Below are 3,941 nucleotides of genomic sequence, written 5' to 3'. Positions count from 1 at the left end.
ATAAGTCTAAATATCGGAAAATTATTTACCAACTCACCGGTTATAAACATTTTATCTTTTATTATAATAACAAACTTAAAATTAAAAATAATTTTGAAAAAGTTAATGATAAGCTAGAAATGTTCGGAGATATTGTATTTTCTTTTTCTACAATCGGGGCTAATGTGAGTATGTTTCTTTCTTTGCTTTGTTTCTTATTGTCTATCTCATTTTTAACGTATATTACCTTTACCTATTTAACCTCTGAGCTTATTGTACCAGGATGGATGACCCAAATGATTTTCTTATCTTTTGGATTCTCAGGATTATTTTTAGTTCTCTCTATAATTAGTAAATATTTATCTATGATTCTTAAAGAGATAAGTACCATTCCCTCTTATGTAATTAAAAGTATTGAGCAAATTCAAAAAGATAACTAGAGCATTACCGCTCTCAGCTAATATTATCTTATTAAAGTCTTTATTAATAATTGTACCATACTCATTTTACCTTTATAAGGCAAGGACACCTTTGCTAGATTTTCTATTGTAGCACTGCTTTAACTGGTCGGGTTAACTCTTAGCTTATCCTTAACCTAAGCTTAAAGTACTTTACCCGACTTTTAATAATAAAGCCTATTTAATGTTTAGATCGGTAATTTTTTGAATCATATTTTCTAAATAAGTCTTATTTTTATATTTATTATCACTAGTTTGTTTCATAATTGTAGCATATCTACTTAATGATAGTTTTTCCATTTAACTTCTCCCAAAATTATTAATTTATTTTTTAAACAATTAATTATTAATCTGAAATAGTTAAAATTCCATTGATAAAAATTATCTTCTTATTAACCCTTGAGGAATAAGACTGGGCATCTTCATGTAATTTATGTTGCACAATGCTTGTTGTATTCTCCGTTATATCTGCTTGGGCAATATCTTGCGGATGTTCTTTTGTATCCCACTTAGAGCCACTATTATCAGCTACAAGACTAATTATTTCCTTAACCAAACCCGCCATTAAGAGGCATTCAAAAGCCACCTCATCAATTAATAAAAGTAAATTTTCTTCTTGTTTTATAAAAGGCTGTTCTTTTAATAATAGGCACATTTGATGCATAAACTCTAAAGTATAGATATATTTCTCTGAAGAAGGAGTTACATCTATGTTCAGATAAGAATCTTGCTCAAATGAATTAGCAATTTTTACCATGAGAGTTAGTAAATTTTCACTAATCTTTTGTTGGCTACTTCTTAGAAAGTTTACTAAGATTCGTACTACCTTAGCATAACGTTTAGCGGAGGTCATAAATTTGTTCTTTATTTATTTAATTTTACTTTATGTATCAGCATAATAAATCCTACATTGTACCCTTTGTGTATCTACTGAGTTATGGACCCATATAGATAAGTTAATCCCGTTGCTTAAATTAATACTATTATTAATAATCTTCCCAAAATTTTTATAAACTCTTTCTAAATCTACTTCTGATAAAATGAAGAAGAAACTGAAACAAGGAAAATAAGTATCAGATATTAATTTATTGGTATCTTTGAAAATAATTGCCTCTGATTTCAGTTCATTTTTAGAAAGATAATACACAACACTTAAAAATTCTGTTTCAAATTCTGCGGTATAATAACCATCTTTCTTTATCCAAATTAGATTTTGTTTATATAATTTTTCTACACTCCTTTGAATTTGTGTCTTGATAGTGATAATGTCAAACTTTTTGGGTTGCCAATTTAGTAGCAACACAAATATAACCACAAAAGTACAAAGTAAACTATAAAATATTCTATGCTTTATTCTAGATACATTCACTCAAATATCCTTGGGTTTAACTTAGTATAATTTGACATTATATACTTTACATATCATAATAATGATAGTAAATTTTTTGCATTATTAAAATCATTTATTACAGGATTAGCAGATTTTGGATATTAATTTCAGAGTAATTATAGCAATTTTAGGCTATTTGGTGGGCTCTATTGGCTTACTAATGCTAATTCCTGCACTAATAGATTTTTTTAACAATGCCAACGGTGCTCCAAGTTTTTTCATTATAGGTTTAGTATGCTGTTTTACAGGTATTGCGTTTGCTTTTGCTAATAAATCTAATATTAGTAATAAAATTTCTATTAAAGACGGATTATTAGTAACTTTTTTATCATGGATAGTAATCTCTGCGGTGGCAGCCTTACCTTTTGCTTTTAGTTACTTACAATTAAGTTATACTGATAGTTTTTTTGAGGCAATGTCAGGTTTTACTACTACAGGAGCCACAATTATACCAGACCTTAATATTTTAACTCCGGGCTTTCACTTTTGGAGGCTCTTAAGCGGTTGGATCGGAGGTATCGGAATAGTTTTAATTGGGGTAATCTTTATTCCCAGTTTACAGGGAGGAGGTATGATGCTTTTTAAAATGGCAGGGTTTGAAACCTTTGATACTTCTTTTGCTAAAGCGAAACATGCAATCTTAGGAATCACAATTTTATATGTAGCTCTTACCATAATTTTTAGTTTTTTATTAATTTTAATTTCTGATTTTGCACCCTTTGATGCTTTAATACAAAGTATGAGTGCTGTTTCTACCACAGGTTTTTCTAATAAAAACGAATCTATTGCTTATTTTAGAAGTAGCAGTGCTGAGATTCTATTAACAATTGAAATGATTATTGCTGGGGCTCCCTTTATTCTAATGTATTATTTTATTTTTTTAAGAAAAGGAAACCTTTTATTTAAGGATCAACAGTTTTCTGCTTACATAAAATTATTAGTAGTGTTTATTATTATTATTACCCTATGGTTGCATTTTTATAACGGTATTAACCTCTTAGAGGCTTTAAAGCTTACATCTTTTACAGTTAGTAGCACCTTAACCGGTACAGGGTTAGTGGTTAGCGATTATTATAATAATTGGAGTGTATTCCCAGTAATGTTATTATTTTTTATTACTTTTGTAGGAGGTTGTGCCGGTTCTGCAGCTTGTGCCTTAAAGGTATACCGAGTACAAGTAGCTTATATGCTCTGTAGACTTTCTATAAAAAAGATGTTTTTAAAGAACCGAGTATTCGTACCTTATTATAATAATCGCCCCATTAATACTGATTTTGCTATTTCAGCTCTTAGTTATATATTTTTATTTATGTTTTGTTTAGGAGTAATTGCCATATTATTATCTATGGTAGGGTTAGATTTTCTTACTGCTCTAAGTGCTGCCGTTGCAACCTTAACTAATCTAGGACCAGGACTTGGTAACATTATAGGACCTGTGGGAAACTATGCTTTACTACCGGATAGTGCTAAATGGATTTTGATAATTGCAATGTTTATGGGAAGAATAGAACTCTTTGGAATTTTTATTATATTCTATAAGGAATTCTGGCAGTAACCACTATTTTATAGCCATAGCTATTCTTGGGAACTCTTTAATATTCTTGAAATAAGATTCTGAATAATTACACCACTTAACTTAACCAGTAGAAACAATTATACAGAATCTTATTTTAAAAAAATAACCTAATAAAACAATTAGATAGTAAAGTTTTTGATAAAAATTAGGAAGTAATTACCTGCTTTTCATAACACAACTTGTAAACCTATAAAACTAATATTACAGCTAATTATTAAGCCTTAAAATTCTAAAGATAACTATTTAGAGTATTTAAAACTACTTATTTTCTTGTTTTACTACTTTTTTCCGTCAGATTTTTTCATCACAGCACTAGTACCGCTTTTTTTAATATCTGCTTTACTATAAGTTCTTTTAGTAGCAGTATTAATAGCTATTCTATCTTCTTTTGAGATACTTTTATATAAATTAGTGGTAGCTTTAATAATTGCTTTCTCTTTTTTTCTAGCAATTACTAGAATCTCAGTAGCTAATTTTGTATATTTTTGCTCATCAAACTTTTCTGCTATCTTAATTTTTTCAAGCTCACTAGTTTTAG

The 3,941-nt window shown here is 28.7% G+C and carries 6 protein-coding genes; 2 read left to right on the top strand and 4 right to left on the bottom strand.

Features of this window, described 5'->3' with window-relative positions; translation table 11 throughout:
* Window positions 1-419 (top strand): hypothetical protein (locus ACQCX0_RS00600; RefSeq protein WP_462562139.1); only part of this gene is annotated, 419 nt, incomplete at its 5' end.
* A gap of 195 nt (window positions 420-614) precedes the next feature.
* Here the strand turns inward: ACQCX0_RS00600 and ACQCX0_RS00595 are convergent.
* The 3 genes from ACQCX0_RS00595 to ACQCX0_RS00585 are packed head-to-tail and all read right to left on the bottom strand — an operon-like array spanning window position 615 to window position 1,740.
* The gene (locus ACQCX0_RS00595) at window positions 615-737 is read right to left on the bottom strand and encodes a hypothetical protein (protein ID WP_462562136.1); all 123 of its coding nucleotides are present in this window, start codon (window positions 735-737) and stop codon (window positions 615-617) included.
* 46 nt (window positions 738-783) lie between these two features.
* On the bottom strand, window positions 784-1,290 hold the full coding sequence (locus tag ACQCX0_RS00590; RefSeq protein WP_462562134.1) for a hypothetical protein: 507 nt from the start codon (window positions 1,288-1,290) through the stop codon (window positions 784-786).
* Window positions 1,291-1,320: 30 nt separating this feature from the next.
* On the bottom strand, window positions 1,321-1,740 hold the full coding sequence (locus ACQCX0_RS00585; protein WP_462562132.1) for a hypothetical protein: 420 nt from the start codon (window positions 1,738-1,740) through the stop codon (window positions 1,321-1,323).
* A gap of 181 nt (window positions 1,741-1,921) precedes the next feature.
* Here ACQCX0_RS00585 and ACQCX0_RS00580 point away from each other — a divergent pair, with 181 nt between their 5' ends.
* A complete protein-coding gene (locus ACQCX0_RS00580; protein WP_462562131.1) occupies window positions 1,922-3,382 on the top strand; it encodes a TrkH family potassium uptake protein in 1,461 nt (486 codons plus the stop codon).
* Window positions 3,383-3,681: 299 nt separating this feature from the next.
* On the opposite strand, the gene ACQCX0_RS00575 is transcribed toward ACQCX0_RS00580, so the two are convergent.
* On the bottom strand, window positions 3,682-3,941 hold a 260-nt coding region (locus ACQCX0_RS00575; protein WP_462562129.1), incomplete at its 5' end, for a hypothetical protein.

It is taken from the genome of Candidatus Hepatincolaceae symbiont of Strigamia maritima (assembly GCF_055505085.1).
This window is presented reverse-complemented; position numbering and strand designations above follow the sequence as displayed.

What these genes read in the sequence shown, in the direction of transcription:
- ACQCX0_RS00595 (WP_462562136.1), bottom strand. Translation starts at nt 737, where the DNA reads ATGGAAAAACTATCATTAAGTAGATATGCTACAATTATGAAACAAACT.
- ACQCX0_RS00590 (WP_462562134.1), bottom strand. Translation starts at nt 1,290, where the DNA reads ATGACCTCCGCTAAACGTTATGCTAAGGTAGTACGAATCTTAGTAAAC.